General features: G+C 68.6%; 18 protein-coding genes. 10 read left to right on the top strand and 8 right to left on the bottom strand.

The annotated features are described in order from the left end of the window. Positions 1-57 precede the first annotated feature (57 nt). Genes IEX49_RS15125 through IEX49_RS15105 form a run of 5 tightly spaced genes read left to right on the top strand, consistent with a single transcriptional unit; the run spans position 58 to position 4,445 of the window. Positions 58-903: an SDR family NAD(P)-dependent oxidoreductase gene (locus IEX49_RS15125; RefSeq protein ID WP_188806937.1), complete on the top strand. Its 846-nt coding sequence runs from the start codon at positions 58-60 to the stop codon at positions 901-903. A gap of 30 nt (positions 904-933) precedes the next feature. Then, a complete protein-coding gene (locus IEX49_RS15120; RefSeq protein WP_188806936.1) occupies positions 934-1,713 on the top strand; it encodes an SDR family NAD(P)-dependent oxidoreductase in 780 nt (259 codons plus the stop codon). A gap of 1 nt (position 1,714) precedes the next feature. Continuing rightward, positions 1,715-2,599, top strand: a complete 885-nt coding sequence (locus IEX49_RS15115) for a sugar phosphate isomerase/epimerase family protein (protein WP_188806935.1) — start codon at positions 1,715-1,717, stop codon at positions 2,597-2,599. A 37-nt stretch (positions 2,600-2,636) separates the two neighbouring features. Then, entirely contained in the window at positions 2,637-3,323 is a 687-nt protein-coding gene (locus IEX49_RS15110) for an NrtR DNA-binding winged helix domain-containing protein (protein WP_188806934.1), read from the top strand. Between the two features lie 9 nt (positions 3,324-3,332). Further along, positions 3,333-4,445, top strand: a complete 1,113-nt coding sequence (locus tag IEX49_RS15105; protein WP_188806933.1) for an NAD(P)-dependent alcohol dehydrogenase — start codon at positions 3,333-3,335, stop codon at positions 4,443-4,445. Between the two features lie 88 nt (positions 4,446-4,533). On the opposite strand, the gene IEX49_RS15100 is transcribed toward IEX49_RS15105, so the two are convergent. From IEX49_RS15100 to IEX49_RS15090, 3 genes are all read right to left on the bottom strand, one after another. After that, on the bottom strand, positions 4,534-5,550 hold the full coding sequence (locus IEX49_RS15100; RefSeq protein WP_188806932.1) for a sugar phosphate isomerase/epimerase family protein: 1,017 nt from the start codon (positions 5,548-5,550) through the stop codon (positions 4,534-4,536). 71 nt (positions 5,551-5,621) lie between these two features. Then, positions 5,622-6,770: a Gfo/Idh/MocA family protein gene (locus IEX49_RS15095; RefSeq protein WP_188806931.1), complete on the bottom strand. Its 1,149-nt coding sequence runs from the start codon at positions 6,768-6,770 to the stop codon at positions 5,622-5,624. A gap of 124 nt (positions 6,771-6,894) precedes the next feature. Continuing rightward, a complete protein-coding gene (locus IEX49_RS15090; protein ID WP_188806930.1) occupies positions 6,895-7,938 on the bottom strand; it encodes a substrate-binding domain-containing protein in 1,044 nt (347 codons plus the stop codon). 151 nt (positions 7,939-8,089) lie between these two features. Between IEX49_RS15090 and IEX49_RS15085 the strand changes: the two genes are divergently transcribed. The 3 genes from IEX49_RS15085 (at position 8,090) to IEX49_RS15075 (ending at position 11,958) form a co-directional block, all read left to right on the top strand. Further along, positions 8,090-9,610 (top strand): sugar ABC transporter ATP-binding protein, encoded by a 1,521-nt coding sequence (locus tag IEX49_RS15085; RefSeq protein WP_188806929.1) that lies wholly within the window; start codon positions 8,090-8,092, stop codon positions 9,608-9,610. Continuing rightward, entirely contained in the window at positions 9,607-10,677 is a 1,071-nt protein-coding gene (locus IEX49_RS15080; RefSeq protein WP_188806928.1) for an ABC transporter permease, read from the top strand. Before IEX49_RS15085 ends, IEX49_RS15080 begins: the two co-directional genes overlap by 4 nt. Positions 10,678-10,740: 63 nt before the next feature. Continuing rightward, positions 10,741-11,958, top strand: a complete 1,218-nt coding sequence (locus IEX49_RS15075; protein ID WP_188806927.1) for an ROK family transcriptional regulator — start codon at positions 10,741-10,743, stop codon at positions 11,956-11,958. 353 nt (positions 11,959-12,311) lie between these two features. Here IEX49_RS15075 and IEX49_RS15070 read toward each other — a convergent pair whose 3' ends face one another. Then, positions 12,312-12,929: a nucleotidyltransferase domain-containing protein gene (locus IEX49_RS15070; protein WP_188806926.1), complete on the bottom strand. Its 618-nt coding sequence runs from the start codon at positions 12,927-12,929 to the stop codon at positions 12,312-12,314. Between the two features lie 96 nt (positions 12,930-13,025). On the opposite strand from IEX49_RS15070, the gene IEX49_RS15065 reads away from it, so the two are divergent. Continuing rightward, positions 13,026-14,309, top strand: coding sequence for a pyridoxal phosphate-dependent aminotransferase (locus tag IEX49_RS15065; protein WP_188806925.1), 1,284 nt, complete (start codon positions 13,026-13,028; stop codon positions 14,307-14,309). Positions 14,310-14,344: 35 nt separating this feature from the next. On the opposite strand, the gene IEX49_RS15060 is transcribed toward IEX49_RS15065, so the two are convergent. Together IEX49_RS15060 and IEX49_RS15055 are read right to left on the bottom strand one after the other, a co-directional pair. Then, entirely contained in the window at positions 14,345-15,064 is a 720-nt protein-coding gene (locus tag IEX49_RS15060) for a hypothetical protein (RefSeq protein WP_229672767.1), read from the bottom strand. An 83-nt stretch (positions 15,065-15,147) separates the two neighbouring features. Further along, positions 15,148-15,738 (bottom strand): DapH/DapD/GlmU-related protein, encoded by a 591-nt coding sequence (locus tag IEX49_RS15055; protein ID WP_188806924.1) that lies wholly within the window; start codon positions 15,736-15,738, stop codon positions 15,148-15,150. 212 nt (positions 15,739-15,950) lie between these two features. On the opposite strand from IEX49_RS15055, the gene IEX49_RS15050 reads away from it, so the two are divergent. Beyond that, positions 15,951-16,850, top strand: a complete 900-nt coding sequence (locus tag IEX49_RS15050; RefSeq protein WP_188806923.1) for a helix-turn-helix transcriptional regulator — start codon at positions 15,951-15,953, stop codon at positions 16,848-16,850. On the opposite strand, the gene IEX49_RS15045 is transcribed toward IEX49_RS15050, so the two are convergent. Together IEX49_RS15045 and IEX49_RS15040 are read right to left on the bottom strand one after the other, a co-directional pair. After that, positions 16,822-17,574 carry an SDR family NAD(P)-dependent oxidoreductase gene (locus IEX49_RS15045; protein WP_188806922.1) on the bottom strand — a complete coding sequence of 251 codons (753 nt, stop codon included), beginning with the start codon at positions 17,572-17,574 and terminating at the stop codon, positions 16,822-16,824. The two genes, IEX49_RS15050 and IEX49_RS15045, sit on opposite strands and share 29 nt — an antisense overlap. Next, positions 17,571-18,614 (bottom strand): Gfo/Idh/MocA family protein, encoded by a 1,044-nt coding sequence (locus IEX49_RS15040; RefSeq protein WP_188806921.1) that lies wholly within the window; start codon positions 18,612-18,614, stop codon positions 17,571-17,573. The genes IEX49_RS15045 and IEX49_RS15040 overlap by 4 nt, the downstream gene beginning before the upstream one ends. Positions 18,615-18,735 lie beyond the last annotated feature (121 nt).

Here is an 18,735-nt window from a genome sequence, read left to right as displayed (position 1 = left end):
GCCGCCGGCCGGCCACGCCCCCACCCCCGGAGAACGATGAGAGAGAGGCCCGTATCCATGACGTCCACCACTGAGCATGCCCGACCCGCCCACGGAACCGACCGGCTGCTGGACCTGTTCTCGATGCGCGACGACATCGTCGTGGTCACCGGGGCCTCGAGCGGCATCGGCCGCGCCGCGGCCGAGATCTACGCCGACGCCGGCGCGACCGTCGTCGTCCTCGGCCGGGATCAGCGCCGGCTGGACGAGGTCAGGGACGCGATCGCCGCCACCGGAGGCAAGGCCCACGCCTACGCCGTCGACCTGGCGGCGCCGGGCGCCGTCGACGAGGTGCTGGAGCGGATCGTGGCCGAGGTGGGCTGCCCGACGGTGGTGGTGGCCAATGCCGGCATCGCCGGCGGCGGCAGCTACCGCACGGAGGACGGGGCCATCGGCCGGTACACGGACGAGGAGTGGCGGGACGTGGTGGCCACCAACCTCAACGGCACCTTCGAGACCGTCCGCGCCGCCGCCCGCGTCCTGCCGGACCACGGCCGGATCCTGGTGACCTCCTCCACCGCCGGGCTGCGCACCGACCCGATGGTCTCCTACGCCTACGGCGCCACCAAGGCCGGGATCATCAACCTTGCCCGGCAGGCCGCCCTGGAACTCGCACCCCGCGGGATCCGCGTCAACGTCATTGCCCCCGGCCCCTTCAAGGGCACCCGGATCGGCGGAGACGCCGTGCTGGACGAGGCCGGTGAACGGATGTGGGAGGAGACCATCCCGCTGGCTCGGATGGGCACCATGGCAGAGATCCAGGCTCCGATGCTCTTCCTCGTGGCCCCCGGCAACTCGTTCGTGACCGGGGCAGTCCTGGCTGTGGACGGCGGGGCGCTGGCCCTCTCCCACGGCATGTTCTGACCGATTTCCCCTTCGACCCAAGGAGCTTCCATGACCACCCTGACGGACAAAGTCCTGCTCATCACCGGCGGAGCGAGCGGCATCGGCCGCGCCACCGTGCGCCGCTGCGCCGAGAAGGGCGCCACGGTGATCGTGGCAGACCTGAACCTCGACGGCGCCAAGGCGGTGGCCGATGAGGTCGCCGCAGCCGGCGGGACAGCGCATGCGGTGGCCGTCGACGTCTCGGACTTCGCCGCCGTCGAGCGGGCCGTGCAGTCCGCCGTGGACGCCTTCGGACGACTGGACGGCATCTTCAACAACGCGGGCATCGCCGGCGGCAAGCCGCTGCTGGACCACGATCCCGAACGGGATTATCACCCGATGATCCGGATCGACCAGGACGGCGTGTACTACGGCATCCTGGCCGCCGCACGGCAATTCGTGAAGCAGGGCGGTGGCGGGGTCATCGTCAACACGTCCTCCATCTACGGCGAGCAAGCTGCTGAATTGTCCTTCACCTACAGTGCCGCCAAGGCCGCCGTCATCTCCTTCACCCGCTCGGCCGCCTACGAACTGGCCGAGCACGGTACCCGGGTGCTGGCGATCACCCCGGGGCGCGCGAACACCGCGATCATCCAGCAGTTCCCCCAGCACCTGCGGGACCTCTTCGCCTCCGAGCAGCTGCGCAACGTCATGACCGAGCCGGAGGAGATCGCCAACGTGGTGGCCTTCCTGTTCTCCGAGGAGTCCAACGCCATGAACGGCACCGTGGTGAACGTGGATGACGGCTACTCGGTGTTCAAGCACCGCTTCGAGCTGCCGGAGTTCTGAGATGTCGCTGCCCGCCTCAGCCGCCGAACCGCTACAGGATTCCAGGGTGCGGGTGGACCTGGCCTGCCAGAGCGCGGCCTTCACCACGGACCCCTTCAGCATGGAGTTCGCCGCGTCCCTGCCCGTGCTCCGGGATGCCGGCTACCGGCGGGTGGTGCTCGGGCCGCTGGATCCGTCCAGTCGCGGGATCGAGTCCCTCGGACAGCGGATTCACGACGCCGGCCTGGCCCCCATCACGATGGCCGTCCAGTCCCCCGAGGCGAACGTCATGTCTGACGAGCCGACCGTGCGCCGGCGCGGGTTCGAGCAGCTGCGCCGGTTCGTGGACATGACGGGGCGGATGGGTGGGGACCAGCTCAACGGGGTGCCCTACGGCGTCCACGGTGACACCACGGCTCGGCCCGCGGAGGGAGCACTCGCCAACACGGCGCAGCTGGTGGGTGACGTGGCTGATGAGGCCGCCGCCGCCGGGATCCTGATGACCTTCGAGGTGGTCAACCGGTACGAGACCTCCGTGCTGAACACGGCGTCCCAGGCCGTGCGGTTCGTGGAGCTCTCCGGGTCGAGGAACCTGAGGATCCACCTGGACACCTTCCACATGGCCATCGAGGAGACGGATCTGCTCGGGGCGGTCGCCCACGCCCTGCCGCACCTGGGGTACCTGGAGTTCGGGCAGTCCTCCCGCGGGCTGCTCTCCACGGGTTCCCTGGACCTGCCCCGGATCCTGGAGGAGGTCGAGGCCCTGGGTTATGCCGGGAGGTTCGGCGTGGAGGGGTTCAGCCGTGCCGTCATGCAGGAACCGGTGGCCGATGCGCTGAAGATCTGGGACACCACCTTCCGCACGGGCGAGGAGTTCGTCCGTGACGCTGCCGCTCTCTTCGCCTGACGCGGGCCCGGCCCCCGGGCTGGATAGATTGGGAGGCATGTCCCCGGAACGCGATGACCTGCTGGCCTATCCCCGCCCGTCCGTGGCGGCCGACGTCGTACTCCTGACCGTGGCCGACGGGGAACTGAACGTGGTCCTGCGGAGGCGGGACCAGGGCAGCCATGCGGGGGAGTGGATGCTGCCGGGCACCATGCTGCGTGAACGCGAGCGGCTGGGTGACGCGGTGCTGCGGTGCCTGGACACGCGGATGCACATCCAGGGCCGCTCGCCAAGACAGCTCCATGTCTTCGACGATCCCGGGCGGGACGAACGTGGCTGGGTCCTCACCGTCACCCACCTGGACGTGCTGCCGTTGTCCGAGTTGACGCTGGGGCTGGAGCACGGCCACGGCCAACTGCGGCCGGTGTCCGAGGTGCACGGCCTTCCCTTCAGTCATGACGAGATCATCGCGTGGGCCGTGAAGATGGTGCGCTGGGAGTACGGCCAGGCCCCGGACCCGTGGAACCTGCTGGACTCCCAATTCACCATGACCCAGCTTCGCCAGGCCCATGATGCCGTGGCGGGAACCGTCCATCAGAAGGACACCTTCCGGCGGACCATGGAGCCGCTCCTCGAGGCACTGGAGGAGCGGGCCGTGCCGCCGGGTGGCAACGGACTGGGCCGTCCGGCCCGGATCTACCGGAAACGCCCGGACGGGTATCAGCCCGTCCTGATCATGGCTTAGGAGGCCACCGTGAAGATCGAAGCACTGGTTGTCGCAGAGAAGAACGCCCCCTTCGTCCTGGAGGAGCTCGAACTCGAGCAGCCGGGCCCCGGTGAGGTCCTGGTGCGGGTGGTGGCCTCCGGGGTGTGCCACACGGACGCCATCACCCAGGCCGGGGACATGCCCCTGCCGCTGCCCGGCGTGCTCGGCCACGAGGGCTCGGGGGTGGTGGAGGCCGTCGGCGAAGGTGTGGACTCGGTAGCGGTGGGTGACCACGTCATCATGGGCTGGCCCTACTGCGGCCAATGCCGGAACTGCCGCCGTGGCGAGCACCGCTACTGCGACCTGCTCGGTCCGGCCGTGGCCAGCGGACAGCGGTTCATCGGCCCCCAGGCCGGAACCTCCGCATATACCCGTGCGGACGGCTCCACGCTGTCCGGGCACTTCTTCGGCCAGTCCTCCTTCGCGACCTATGCGCTGGCCAACGCCAACTCCCTCGTGACCGTGGACCCGGAGGTCCCGCTGGAGTTGGTGGGCGTGCTGGCCTGCGGCATCACCACCGGTGCGGGTGCCATCCTGAACACCGCCCGTCCCGCCGCCGGGGAGTCCGTGGTCATCTACGGTGCGGGGGCGGTGGGACTCGCGGCGATCATGGCGGCCCGCAACACCCCGGCCACCACGATCATCGCCATTGACCTGCACGATTCCCGCCTGGACCTGGCGACGCGGTACGGCGCCACCCACGTCATCAACTCCGGGCGGGAGAACGCGCTGGAGCGGATTCTGGAGATCTGTGGCGGCCCCGCGGACTATGCCGTGGACTGCACCGGGGTGGTGGCGGTGATCGAGGAGGCCGCCGAGGCAGTCGGGATGCTCGGCACGCTGATCCTGATCGGTGGGGCGCCGGCCGAGGCCCGGTTCAGCCTGGATCACCAGCGGACTCTGTGGGGCAAGCGCGTGGTGGGCACCCTGGGCGGCTCCGGCACCTCGCAGGACCTGATCCCCGCCCTGATTGCGCTCTACCAGCAGGGTCGGTTCCCGTTCGACGAGCTGGTCCGGTACTACGACTTCGACCAGGTGGACCAAGCCTTCGCCGACTCCGCCTCCGGCGAGACCATCAAGCCGGTGCTGCGGATCGGCTGACTCCCAACCAGGGATCACGGCCGCGCCAACTGTCGATTCTTTCGGCGTTTCTCGACGGGTAGCGCGGTCGTGATCTGGGGGATCCGGGTCAGGAGCCGGACGGTCGGCGTTGCTCGAACGCCGCGTCGAAGGACGCGGACGGTGCCGGGAAGTCCAGCTTCCTCAGCACTGCGAGGGCCTCCGGTGCACCGTGCAGCCGGTCCATCCCGGCGTCCTCCCATTCGATCGAGATCGGGCCGTCGTAGCCGATCGCCACCAGCGAGCGGAACGCATCCTCCCACGGCACATCACCTCGTCCCACCGAGACGAAGTCCCAGCCGCGCCGTGGGTCGCCCCACGGCAGATGTGAGCCGAGCACGCCGTTGCGGCCTCCGCCCATCCGCATCCGCGTGTCCTTGCAGTCCACGTGGTAAATCCGGTCGGCGAAGTCGGAGATGAACGCCACCGGATCGATCCCCTGCCACATCATGTGGCTCGGATCCCAGTTCAGACCGAACGCCTCGCGGTGATCCACGGCCTCCAGCGTCTTGACCGTGGACCAGTGGTCGTAGGCGATCTCGGTCGGATGCACCTCATGAGCGAAGCGCACCCCGCACTCGTCGAAGACGTCCAGGATGGGGTTCCACCGGTCGGCGAAGTCCCGATAGCCCGCCTCGATGACCTCCCCTGGCACGGGCGGGAACAGGGTCACGTACTGCCAGATCGAGGACCCGGTGAATCCGACGACGGTGTCCACTCCCAGACGCCGTGCCAGCCGTGCGGTGTTCTTGAGCTCCTCGGCCGCCCGCTGGCGGACACCCTCCGGGTCGCCGTCGCCCCACACCCGGCCGCCGACGATCGCCTGGTGGCGGAAGTCGATCGGATCGTCGCAGACCGCCTGGCCCGTCAGATGGTTCGAGATGGCCCAGACGCTCAACCCATACCGCTCCAGGATGCCGAGGCGCTCGGCGATGTAGTCGTCATCGTCCCAGCGCCAGGCGTCGAGGTGCCCGCCGGAGACCGCGATCTCCAATCCGTCGTAGCCCCACCCGGCCGCGAGGCGGGCGACGTCTTCGAGGGGCAGGTCGACCCATTGGCCGGTGAACAGGGTGTAGTTGCGTGCCATCCGGTTGCTCCTTCGGTTCGGTGTTCTGCGGTGCGGCATCGGTGCTGCGGCTCGGTGCTGCGGCGCCGCTGCTAGCCGGTCGCTGTCCAGGCGCTGCCGTGCTCCGCGCTGTGCTGGATGCCGTCGAGGACGCGCTGCACCTGGTAGCCGTCGGCGAAGGAGGGCTCGGGCTGCCTGCACGCGGTGATGGCTTCGATGAAGTCCCGGGCCTGGTGCACGAAGCCGTGCTCATAGCCGAGGGCGTGGCCGGTGGGCCACCAGGCGGACATGTAGGGGTGCTCGGGCTCGGTGACCATGATGTCGGTGAAGCCCTGGCGGGTGCTGGGGGCGGTCGCGTCGTAGAAGCCCAACGAGTTGTAGTTCTCCAGGTCGAACGCGATCGCGCCGAGGGATCCGGAGACCTCGATGCGCAGGGAGTTCTTGCGTCCGGTGGCCATGCGGGTGGCCTCGAAGGAGCCGATGGCGCCGCCGTCGAAACGGGCGGTGAACAGCGCGGCGTCGTCCACGGACACCTGGCCGCGCTCTGACGCCGAGTCCGGGAGTGGCCGTTCCTCGACGAACGTGTTCAGGATGCCGCTCACGCCGGCCACCTTCTGGCCAGTGATGAACTGGGACAGATCGACAGCATGGGCGCCCAGGTCACCGAGCGCGCCGGAGCCGGCATGCTCCTGCTGGAGCCGCCAGGTCAGGGGTGCCTCGGCGTCGTACAGCCAGTCCTGCAGGTAGGCGGCACGGACCTGGCGGACCTCGCCGATCGCACCCGAGCGGACGAGGTCACGGGCGAAGGCCGCGGCCGGCACCCGGCGGTAGGTGAACCCGACCATGGCGAAGACATTCGCCCCGGTCCGTTCCGCGGCCGCGGCCATCGCCGCGGCCTCCTCGAGGGTGTTCGCCAGTGGCTTCTCGCACAACACGTGCTTGCCGGCTTCCAGTGCGGCGATGGCCATCTCGGCGTGCGAGCCGCCGGGGGTCACGATGTCCACCACGTCGATGTCCTCCCGCTCGACGGCGGCGCGCCAGTCCGTGGCGGTCTCCGCCCACCCCCACCGGGCGGCGGCGGCCTCGACGCCGGCGGCGTGGCGACCCACCAGCAACGTCATCTCCGGACGGGCGGACAGATCGAAGAACCGGGGAGCCACCCGCCAACCCTGCGAATGGGCGGCTCCCATGAAGCCGTGCCCGATCAGGGCGATCCTCAGGGGCGGTGCGGGGTGGGGCATGGTTTCTCCTGCAGGGGGCATCGGCTCGATGGCGGCTGGATGACGGCTGGTTGACGGTTCGTTGATGGAGGCAGGCGGGGCGGGGTGTTCCACCGGGGAACGCCTCGCCCCGCAGCGGATGGCTCTACGACTCGAACGCGGTGGGGAGGTACTCTTCAACGTTCTCGCTGGTGACCACCGGGGCGTTCAGGACGATCCGCTTGGGGACCTCCACCTCCACCAGGTCGCTCATGGCCTTGTCCTGGGCGATCAGCCGTGCCAGCCGGACGCCGTCGGCCGCCTGGGTGGACGGGTAGATCACCGTGGCCTCAAGGACACTCTCTCCGGACTGGATCTCCCGCATGGCGTTGGCGGAGCCGCCGCCGCCGACCATGATGAACTCGTCACGGCCGGCATTGTCGATGGCGGACAGGACGCCGATGCCCTGGTCATCGTCATGGTTCCAGAGGGCATCGATCTCCGGGGCGGCTGCGAGCAGCTGGGACGTGGCGGCCTCGCCACCCTGGACCGTGAAGTCTGCGGCGACGCGGTTGTCCACGTCGAGGCCGCAGGACTCCAGAGCGTCGGCGAAGCCCTGGCTGCGGTCCTGGGTCAGCGGCAGGGAGTCGACACCGGCGACCTCCGCGACGACGGCATCCGGCGTGTCACTCATCTGCTCGCAGATGTAGTTGCCGGCGCTCTGGCCCATGCCGTAGTTGTCCCCGAGGATGGTGGTGCGGGCCGCTGCCGGGCTGGAGAACTCGCGGTCCACGTTGACCACCGGGATCCCGGCTTCCATGGCCTTGGTGGCGACGGCCGTGAGGGCGGCACCGTCGGTGGGGAGCAGGACGATGGCATCCACGCCGTCGTTGATGAACTGCTCGACCTGGCTGATCTGCAGGTTGGCGTCGTTGGTGCCCTCGGCCACGCGGAAATCGATGTCCCCGTATTGGTCCGCCTCGGCGGTGGCGGCGGCGTTGATGGCCCCGAGCCAGCCGTGGTCCGCCGCGGGGCCCGAGAAGCCCACGACCACGGTCTCGCCCTCCTCGGTGTTGCCCTCCACCGAGGCATTGGTGGGCTGGGTGCTGTCACCGGCTGATCCGGATGAGCAGCCGGTGACGAGTGCACCGACCGCCAGGAGGGCGCCGGTGGTGACGAGCATTGACCGTCCGGTAGGAACTGCGAGCATGTCTGTCTCCTCGATGAGTGGGTGCGTCTCCGTCGAGGGAGCCTGCTTCCAAGAGACGGCTCATCGACGTGACGTGAGTCACAATAACAGAACCAGGGAAGAAATCGACGCCCTTGTACCGATGATCGACGTAATGTGTTAGCTTCGTCACATGTCGGAACATGATCAAGCGTCGCCGCTGATGGAGGTGCGCGGACTCTCCAAGCGCTTCGCCGCCGTCCAGGCGCTCAAAGGAGTCGACCTCGACGTGCGCGCCGGGGAGGTCCACTGCGTCATGGGCCAGAATGGGGCCGGCAAGTCCACCCTCATCAAGACGCTCTCCGGCGTACATCGACCGGATGAGGGCGAGATCCTCTGGGAGGGCCGTGCCGTCGAGCTCGATAGCCCCGCCGCAGCGCTGGAACTGGGCATCGCCACGATGTACCAGGAGCTCGACGTGGTCGGCGGGCTGACCATCGCCGAGAACATCTTCCTGGGCCACGAGCGGTCGACCGGGGGCGTGTTGCACGTGAAGAGGACGAACGCGGCCGCGCGGTCCCTCCTGCATCGGCTCGGCCACGGCAGCCTCTCCCCGTCGCGGGAGGTCGGCTCGCTCTCCGCCGCGAACCAGCAGATCGTCAGCATGGCCCGCGCGCTCTCGCGGGACACCAAGCTGATCATCATGGATGAGCCCAGTGCCATCCTGGACTCCGGCGAGGTCCAGAACCTGTTCCGGGTGATCCGCGAGCTCACGGCCCGGGGCATCGCCGTCGTCTACATCTCGCACCGCCTGGAGGAGATCCGCCAGATCGGGGACCGCATCTCCGTCATCAAGGACGGACGCAGCACCGCGAACGGCCTCCATGTCACCGAGACCCCGAAAGCGGAGCTGATCAGGCTCATGACGGGCCGCGAGGTCGCGAACGTGTTCCCGGCGCGGACGCCCGTCGCGGCCGATGCCCCCGTGGCGCTCGAGGTGGACGGCCTGGGGCTGGAAGGGCACTTCGAGCCGGTCAGCTTCACGGTCCGCGCGGGCGAGATCCTCGGTCTCGCCGGACTGGTCGGTTCACAGCGCTCGGAGATCATCGAGACCATCTACGGCGCGCGGAAGGCGACCGCAGGACGCGTCAGTGTGAACGGCCGGAGGCTCACGCCCGGCTCGGTCAGTGCGGCCGTGGGCGCCGGCATCGGCCTGTCCCCCGAGGAGCGCAAGAGCCAGGGGCTCATCCTGGACGAGTCGCTCTACCGGAACGTGACCCTCTCCACCTTCGGGCGCTTCGCGCGCGCAGGCCTGCTCGACGAGTCGGCCGAACGCCAGGCGGCACGGGAGCAGATCGACGCCCTGGAGCTGCGCCCGGCCGATCCCGACCGTCCGGCACGGACGCTCTCCGGTGGCAACCAGCAGAAGATCCTCCTGGCCCGGTGGCTGGTGCACGGCACCCCGGTGCTCCTGTTGGACGAGCCGACCCGTGGCGTGGACGTGGGCGCCCGCGCGGAGATCTACACGCTCATCCGGCGGCTCGCCGCGGCCGGCACCGCCATCATCGTCATCTCCAGTGAGATCGAGGAAGTCCTCGGTCTGGCTGACCGCGTGCTCGTCATCGACGACGGTCGCGTCCTGGCCCAATCCGACGCCAACGACATCGACGAGCACGGAGTGCTCGACCTCGTCATGGAGGGAAGTTCCGCGTGAGCGAGCAGAAGACACCCGTCGCCGAGCGGCACCCGGCCCCGGCCTCCAGCCACATCGCCCCCGGCGGCAGGACCCCCGGGCGGAACCTCCTCCACGGCTCCGGTGCCCGCAGCCTGGGACTGGTCATCGCCTTGGCCGCGCTCGTCGCCATCGGCCTGATCACCAGCGGAGAGAGGTTCCTGGCGGTCGAGAACATCCTCACCATCCTGCGCCATGCCTCGATCATCGGCGTGATCAGCATCGGCATCACCTTCGTGATCACGGCCGGCGGCATCGACCTGTCCGTCGGCTCGGTCATGGGCCTGACCACGGTGGTGGCCAGCCTGGCCAGCGTCCAGCTGGCCGCCACGCAGTCCACGTGGCTGGTGATGGTGCTCGTGGCGCTCCTCGTGGGCGGGATCGCCGGACTCGTGAACGGTGTGATCATCGCCTACGGAAACGTGGTGGCCTTCATCGCCACCCTCGCCATGCTGGTGGCCGCGCGTGGACTCGCCGAGCTCATCTCCGGGCGCAGGACGCTGATCGTGAACAACGGCGATTTCCTGGACTTCATGCGCGCCGACTTCCTCGGCGTCCCGGTGCTGGTCTGGATCTTCGCCCTCGTGGCCGCGGCCGGTTGGTTCCTGCTCAACCGCACCACGTTCGGCCGCCGCACCGTCGCGATCGGCGGCAACCTCGAGGCGTCTCGCCTGGCCGGCGTCAAGGTCAAGCGTCACCTCGTCTACCTCTACGTCCTGGCCGGGCTCGCGGCCGGCATCGCCGGGCTCATGATGATGGGCCGCACGACGGCCGGCACCTCCACGCACGGCCTGCTCTACGAGCTGGACGCGATCGCCGCCGTGGTGGTGGGCGGCACCCTACTCATCGGCGGCCGCGGCACCATCATGGGCACCGTGCTCGGCGTGCTGATCTTCAGCACCCTGACCAACGTGTTCACGCAGAACAACATGGACACGTCCGTCCAGGCGCTGGCCAAGGGCCTCATCATCGTGGTGGCCGTCCTCCTGCAGCAACGCTTCGCCGCCCGCAATGAGCGCCGGGCCACGGCCAAGCCACTCAAGGTCTAGGGTGATCCGCGCGAAGGGAGGACCGGTGGGCCGTTGCGTCGAGACGTGTGCTGTAATGAGTCGATGAACGACATAAGCAGGTTCGACGGACTGGACGGATCCGGCGGATCGGGCGCCAGCGAACTGTTCCAGATCCTGCGGGACGGACACCCCCGCACCAGGACCGAGCTGGCGGAGCGCATGGGACTGTCCCGGTCCACCGTGACCCTCCGGATCGAGGCGCTCATGGAGCTGGGCCTGGTCGGCTACGTCGACGAGGCGGTCCCCACCGGCGGCCGCCCGTCCTCACGCATCGCCCTGCAGGCAGGCAGCAAGGTGGTTCTCGGCGTGGACATCGGCGCGTCCCACCTGCGGCTGGCCGTGACGGATCTCGCCGGCCACCGCCTCCGGGAGAGCACTCGCACCATCGCGGTGGCGCAGGGCCCCGAGGTGGTGCTGCAGGCCGTCGTCGAACTCGCCACCGGACTCCTCGGGGAGTCGGAGCGCACCACGGGCGACCTGCTGGCGATCGGCGTCGGCGTCCCCGGCCCCGTGGAACACCGCACCGGCCGGCCCATCAACCCACCGATCATGCCCGGCTGGAACGGCTTCGATGTGCCAGGATTCCTGCAGGACCACTTCCACGTGCCGGTCCTGGTGGACAATGACGTCAACATCATGGCCCTCGGCGAGCGCAACGTCGCCTGGCCGCAGGTGGACGACCTGATGTTCGTGAAGGTGGCCACGGGCATCGGCGCCGGCATCGTCGCCAGCGGCCGGCTCCAGCGCGGTGCCGACGGCGTGGCCGGGGACATCGGCCACATCCGCGTGCACCGCGGCGGCGGCGTCCCCTGTCACTGCGGCAACCTGGACTGCCTGGAGGCCGTGGCCTCCGGCCCGGCTGTGGCGGCCCAGCTACGCGCGCAGGGTCTGGACGCCCACACGGGCGAGGACGTGGTGCGCCTGGTGCAAGCCGGTCACACCGAGGCGGTCCACGCGGTCCGGCAGGCGGGGCGCGACGTCGGCGAGGTCCTGTCCGCCTGCATCAGCCTCATCAACCCGTCCGTGATCGTGATCGGCGGCTCCATGACCCTGACCGGCGAACACTTCATCGCGGGCATCCGTGAGGCGGTGTACTCCCGGACCGTCCCGCTGGCCACGCAGCACCTGCAGATCGTCCAGTCGGGCTCCGGGCTGGACGCCGGCGTCCTCGGCGCCAGCATGCTGGCCATCCACCACGCCATGTCCCCGCAGCGGATCGACGCCATGGTCAACGGGCTCACGGCACCGGCCGCCGGCTGATTCATAGGGCATGATGCCCAGGTTCCAGCTCCCAGCCTCCAGGCATCATCCCCTCTTAGCCCCAATGGCCGGCCAGTATTGACGGGCCCTATATCTGGCATGAGGACGACGTCCTGGGGACGTTGAACTTCATCGACGACGTCCAACGGTTGGAGGCCGCCCGGCCGGTTCGAACGGAGCGGACGTTCTCCGACCCACCAGGAACAGCGTGACCGCGCTATGGGTGCGGGACCGGTACCGTCATCACTGCTACACCAGTTCGGCCGCAGCGAGGAGGGCTGCAGCCTCAGCGAACTGCTGGGCCTTGTTCCACCGACCGCGTCGGACTTCTGCGCCGGCACTTCGCAGGGTCGTCACCCGCGAGCCAATCGCCGAAAGGCCAGCCGATCTCCGAGGACGGTGATTCCCTCGTGGATGACGTCCTGGAGAGCAGGTTCCGCGGACTCGTTGCCGCGAGCCTCTTCGGCCGCGAACTCGAGTACCTGGACGTCATTGCCCGTCCATCGAGAAGCCGCCTCCTTTATGGAATCCACGTCGTCATCCCAAGAATCACCAGCATCATCCGGTCTGAGGAGGAAGAGGTCCAGGTCACTCTCGACAGTCATGGTGCCGCGGGCTCCCGAACCGAAGAGCGCCGCGTAGACGGGGGGGGGGGGGTGGGTCCAAGCCGACATCTCGTCATGCAGCCTTCTGATGAGCGTGGTGCGGAGGTCCGCAAGCTCGAGGAGGGCAGGGGCGGCGAGATGGTCTCGATTCAAGCGATAGAGCCTGGACCGGCCACCGGACATCAACTCGACAAGTCCTTCAGCCGCAAGCCGGATCAGGACCTTTCGAATACCATCCGGTGACCCCTTGCCAATCACCCCCGCGAGTTGGGGGACGGTGAACCACTGGTCTGCCCGCGCCAGCGCGGTGAGCACGTCGCCGTCCAGGGTGGGCGTCACGGTGGCGAAGGGCGATTGGAGCCGCATGTGCACCCCTACCCTTGTCTACTTTTGTCGGTTTATAACGACTATAGTCGTTATAGAACGATTATTGTATGGCTGGATGCGTCGTAGGCTCGACCCATGGAACCCCAGTCCTCTCACGGTGGCCTCGGCCCCTCCTCGCGCTCGCAGGTGCCCTCCTTCCAGGTGATGACCATCCTCGGCCGGGTGGCGGAGTTGCGGGCGGCCGGGGCCGACGTCGTGAGCCTATGCGCCGGTGAACCCGGTGGAGGAGCCCCCGCGGGGGTCAGCGCCCGGGCCGCCGAGCTGCACGCGTCCGGACGAGCGCTGAACTACACGCCCACCCTCGGCATCGAGGAGCTGCGCACCGCGATCGCCGGCCACTACGCCCACTGGTACGGGGTGGACGTGGACCCGGCGCGGGTGGCAGTGACCACCGGCTCCTCGGGGGCGTTCATGGCCGGGTTCCTGGCCGCGTTCAACCCGGGGGACCGGGTGGCGATGGCCCGCCCCGGCTACGCCGCCTACCGCAACATCCTCGCCGCGCTCGGCTGCCAGGTGGTGGAGCTCGACGCCGGCCCCGCCGTCCGCTTCCAGCCCACCCCCGCGCTGCTCCAGGAGGCGGAGTCCGTGCACGGTCCGTTGGCCGGCCTGATTCTCGCCTCCCCGAACAACCCGACCGGCACCATGGTCACCCGGGTCGAGATGGCCGAGCTGGCCGCGTGGTGCGAGGAGCGCGGCGTACGCCTGGTGTCCGACGAGATCTACCACGGCATCACCTACGGGGCCTCCGGCACGGTCGGCGGGGATGACGCGCTCAATGAGGACAGCCCGGCGGGAGCGTCCGGTGACCGGGCCGGCGTCGAGCGTGGAGTCTGTGCCTGGGAGTACTCCACAGCGGCGATGGTGATCAGCTCGTTCTCCAAGTACTGGGGCATGCCCGGCTGGCGCATCGGCTGGATGCTGATGCCCGAGGACCTGGCGCCGGCGATCGGCGGGCTCTCCGGCTCGGTGTCCCTCTGCCCGCCGGCGCCGGCGCAGTATGCGGCGGTCGAGGCCTTCTCGGAGGAGTCCTACGCCGCCTGTGATGCCCAGGTGGCCGGCTTTGCCCGGGCCCGCGCCCTGGTGCTGGAGAACCAGGACCGGCTGGGCTGGACCGACGCCGCGCCGGCGGACGGCGCCTTCTACTTCTGGGCGAAGCCGGGGGAGGCCATGCTCGCGCGGTACGGCACCTCAACTGCCTACTGCGAGGCGCTGCTGGAGCGGGCCCATGTGGCGCTGACGCCTGGCACCGACTTCGACACCGCGCACGGGGAGCAGTATGTGCGGCTGTCCTTCGCCGCCGGATACGACGCGGTGGCAGAGGCGATCGAGCGGATCGTGACGTTCCAGCTGGACTCCTAGTCAGCCCTCAGTCAGACCCTGGTCAGGCCGCACCATCACGGCCGTCCATCGGGGCTCCTGCCAACCTGGTCGGTGTCCTGCGGTGACTCGCCCCGCAGGAAGTAGGCGCCGAGCGAGCCCGCGAGCGTGGCGAAGACGGCCACGGAGTAGACGGCCAGGACCAGGTGCAACACCTTGGAGAGGGCGTCCTCGGTGGTGAACCCGCTGCCTGTCACCGTGGCCAGGGCCGCCTCGTACAGGGCCGTTGAGTAGTCGGTCTGGATCTCGAAGGCGTACAGCAGCTGGCTGGAGGCCAGGATCACCACGGCGGTCACGGCGGCCAGCCAGCCGATCCTGCTCGACAGCAGCCGTCCGGCCGAACGGGAGCCTCGCACTCCGGCGGAGACGATGCTGCCCACCCGCGCCACCCGCGCGACGCGAAGCAATCGCACCGCCTGCAGCGCCCGGACGAACCGCAGGAACGGCACCAGCAGGAAGATGACCTGCCACCAGTTGCGGCGCCAGAAGGCCGCCTGGAACCGAGCGATAGAGGCCCGCAGCAGGAACTCCGCCACGAAGAGGGCCCAGAACACCCACCCGGTGATCCCCAGGATGCGGGACCACCCCGGGTCCGTGACCAGGAGTTGGCCCAGGAACACGAAGAGGAACAGCACCCCCAAGACCCCCATTGGGCGGTCGAGCCGGGCAGCCAGCGCCTCCGCCGCTGCGGCGGACTCCGCCTGTGCGGACGACTGGCGTGTCGATGAGCTGCTCACGGTCGGGTGACCTCCGGGGATCGGTCAGCGTGGTTGCGTGCTGCCCACTCTACGAAGAGAGGCCGCGCCGGGATATCCGGAGGTCACGCAGGCCTGACATCCGGCTCCCCGGTCACGGACCGCACCACCCGGGCCGGGGAGCCGACGACCACGGAGTCCGCCGGCACGTCCTTGGTCACCACGGCGGCCGCGGCCACCACGGCGTTGTCCCCGATGGTCACGCCCGGCAGGATCGTCGCGTTGGACCCGATCCAGACGTTGTCCCCGATCACCACGGGCGCCGGGAGCATGTCCAGGCGGCGCACCGGATCGAGGGCGTGGTTCAGGGTCGCGATGACCGTGTTGTGCCCGATCTGGCAGGCGTCGCCGATGGTGATGCCGCCCTGGTCCTGGAAGGCGCAGCCGGAGTTGAGGAAGACGCGCTCGCCGAGGATGGTGTTCTTGCCGAAGTCGGTGCCGAACGGTGGGAACAGCATCACCGAGTCCGGGACCGGCCTGCCGAACAGCGCGGACAGCAGCTCCCGGACCCGGGCCGGCTCGTGGTAGCCGCCGTTCAGTTCGCCGGTGATGCGCAGTGCCTCCTGGCTGGTGCGGTGCATGACCTCGTGCAGGGGCGAATCGCCCGTGATGGTCTCGCCGGCGTTCAGCGCCGCGAGCAGGTCCTCGAGTTCCATCGCTTCTCCTTGTCGGTCAACAGCTTCGTTTTCAGTCGAGTTTGGGTGGGTATGTGGGCCAATCACCCACCCAAACTCGACTGAAAACGAAAAGGGTGGGGCTCCTTGTCTGGCTTCAGACAACCACGCGTCACCGGGGGCGGGGGAGTCCTGGCTGGGAGGGGTACCGCGGGGAACTCCTTCAGCCCTTCCGGCCTGGCTACGCTGACGTCATGGATAACAAGGCCGAGGTCCGCGAGTTCCTCATGTCCCGTCGCGCCAAGGTCACCCCGGAACGCGCCGGGCTGCCGGCGGGCGGGAACCGGCGGGTGCCGGGGCTGCGCCGCCATGAGGTCGCCACCCTGGCGGGGGTCAGCGTGGAGTACTACACGAAGCTGGAGCGCGGCGCGATCGCCGGGGCGTCGGCCTCGGTAGTGGATGCCCTGAGCCGCGCCTTGATGCTCAATGAGACCGAACGGGCCCACCTGTTCGACCTGGCCCGCGCCGCCGACGGCATTCCGACGTCCGGGCGCCACCGCAGGCCCGCCTCCGCGCCGCGGCAGCCACGGGAGAGCCTGCAGTGGACCTTGGAGTCCATGCAGGGCGCCGCGGCCTTCGTGCGGAACCAGGTCCAGGACCTGGTGGCCGTCAATCGGCTCGGGCGCGCCTTCTACTCGCCCGTGATCGGCGACGGCGGCCGCACCCCCAACCTGGCCCGGTTCCAGTTCCTGGATCCCGCCTCCCGGGACTTCTACCCCGAGTGGGACCGGTTCGCGCAGATGTGCGTGGGCAGCATGCGCGCCGAGGCCGGCCGGGACCCCCAGAACAGGGCCATCCAGGACCTAGTGGGCGAGCTGTCCACGCAGAGCGAGACTTTCCGAACGCTGTGGGCCGCCCACGATGTGCGGACCCATGGCGCCGGCACCAAGCGCTTCAACCACCCTCAGGTCGGCGAGCTGGTGCTGGCCTACGAGGAGCTGGCAATCACCGCCGAGGAGGGGCTGGCCATGGTGGTCTACACGGCCGAGCCGGGCTCGGCTTCGGCGGAGCGGCTGCAGCTGCTGGCGTCCCTGGCGGCGAGTGAGGTTGATGATGGAGCTTCCTCTACGAGCCCGCGTAGCGCCCGCCGCTGAGATCCAAGACCTGCCCGGTGGTATAGCTGCACTCCGCGGACAACAGCCACGCGGCCAGTGCTGCAAACTCCAACGGCTGCCCGATGCGTCCCATCGGTACGCGGGAGAGGAGGGCCGCATTGCGCTCCTCGCTGAGGTGCTGCAGCAGGGGTGTCTGGAACATCGAGGGCGCCACGGCATTGATGGTGATCCCGTCGGCGGCAGCCTCCTTCGCTACGGACTTGACGAGGGCTATGACTCCTGCCTTGGACGTGGAGTATGCGGACATCGAAGCATTCCCCTCGCGCCCGGAGATCGAGGACAAGACTGCCACCCGCCCGTAGGACTGTCGCTTCATCGTGGGCATTACCGCCTGAAGGCCAAGGAAGCATGAATCCAGGTTAATGCGCAGCGTGCGTTGCCAGTCTTCCAGAGCGATACGCTCAACGTCGGCTTCTGGTCCCTGCGCACCGTGACACATGAGCAGGCCATCGAGGCGTCCGAATTGCTCGACGGCGGAATCAACGGCAACCCGCCAATGATCGGCACGGGTGACGTCCAGTTCCATCGTCAGGAAGGCGCCGCTATGCCCTGCGAGGTTGTCCGGACTCTTTAGGTCTGTGGCAACGACTATGGCACCCTCGGCGGCCAGTCGCTCAACTGAAGCGCGGCCGAGTCCGCCAGCCGCTCCCGTGACCAAGATGACCTGTCTATCAAAGCGATTGGTCCACAGGGGGGCCGTCACAGGGCAGCCTTCCGTGAGGCGGGAACATCTGACGAAGAGTCGATGGAGAGGGCCACCTGGAGACTCTGAAGGGCATCTGCTGCCGTGATGAGAGGGGTGGCCTCCTTGCGGGCGACCGCGCCGAAATGCTGCAACTGGGTAACGTAGGGGTTGGCTTCGACCCGAGGAAGAATGCTCTGCTTCAGAGGAACCTGCCAGTGGGGATTTCCATCATGGCGGGAGACAGTGAGGGAAGGCAGGGAAATTGAGGCTTCCGTGCCTGAAATGAAGTAGACATCGCCTGCCGGCGGATCCGGGAAGTAGGCGCCGTATCCGGAGGTGAGATCCCAGCACCAAGGGGATACGGCCGCATCGCTGGCCAGCGCGGTGCCGATGGCCCCGTTGGCGAACCTCATGACTGCGCCCACGGTATCGGCTATCTGGAACCCCCGCGCCGTGGATGAGCCCAGGGACACCACGCTCTCGATGTCGCCGACTAGGTGGCGAATGGCATCGATGTCATGGATGAGGTTGATCAGGACAGGTCCGGCGCCTGGGGCCGTCCGCCACGGGGCCTGGAAGTACTCCTCGTTCTTACGCCACGTGCTGAGAATGGCGACGGAGACCACCTCGCCCACACCGCCTTCATCGATGAAGGCCTTGGCTGCGGCGATGTCCGGGGCATACCGCCTCTGATGACCCACCAGAACGGGTACCCCGGTCTGTGCAGACTCGTCCACAATGCGCTGCCCGGCTTCGAGTGACTCAGCCAGCGGCTTCTCCACCAGTACCGGCAGTCCCGCAGCCATCGCCGCCAATGCCACGTCGGTGTGCATGGCATTGGGAACCGCTGCGATGACTGCCTGGACGTCCCCGCTCCGGAACATCGCACCGTAGTCGGTGAAGTGGGAAACGCCGTACATCTGGGCCGTCTCGGCGGACTCCGGAGAGGGGTCCGCAATGCCGGCTAACTCCACGCCGTTGGCGATTCCGCAGTATTTGGCGTGTTCACGTCCGATCAGTCCTGCTCCAACCAGCCCGATCCTGATGTCAGTTGTCATGGTCCAAGTTCCTTTCGTGCGCGGTATGCCCGTCTGCGTGACGGGAAGTCACCGCGAGCAGCGCTTCCGTGATCTATGTCTCAACCAATGCCGGTCGAGTGCTACTGTACTCAGCTAGAGC

Source organism: Citricoccus zhacaiensis (genome assembly GCF_014645315.1).
GTDB classification, from domain to species: domain Bacteria; phylum Actinomycetota; class Actinomycetes; order Actinomycetales; family Micrococcaceae; genus Citricoccus; species Citricoccus zhacaiensis.
The sequence above is the reverse complement of the archived record's forward strand: the minus strand, read 5'-3'. Positions and strand labels throughout refer to the sequence as shown.